The sequence below is a fragment of the Bacillus sp. Medicinal_06 genome, from assembly GCF_056711665.1.
In genome coordinates this window covers 1-255 of record NZ_JBWYHD010000092.1, presented here as the reverse complement: position 1 = coordinate 255, position 255 = coordinate 1, and the positions used below count along the sequence as shown (strand labels likewise).

The 255-nt window shown below is 34.1% G+C and carries 1 protein-coding gene; it reads right to left on the bottom strand.

The window, feature by feature from the left end; all coding sequences use genetic code 11:
* Nucleotides 1-8: 8 nt before the first annotated feature.
* On the bottom strand, nt 9-255 hold a 247-nt coding region (locus AC1M36_RS28645; protein ID WP_479846534.1), incomplete at its 5' end, for a transposase.

Genomic DNA, 255 nt, shown 5'->3' with positions numbered 1-255 from the left:
AAAAAACCTTAAGCGGCTTGAATCCTGTATTCCAATGGGCTCAAGCCGTTTAACCTTTCTTGGTAACGCTCGTTATTATAAAATTGGATATACTCATCTATTGCCTGTTGTAAGGCTTCAAATGTTTTATATTTATGTAAGTAATACTTTTCACATTTCAACGTTCCCCAAAATGATTCCATCGGTCCATTATCTATACATTTCCCTACACGGGACATACTATGAATCATGTTTGCTTTTTCTATTTTTCTCTTA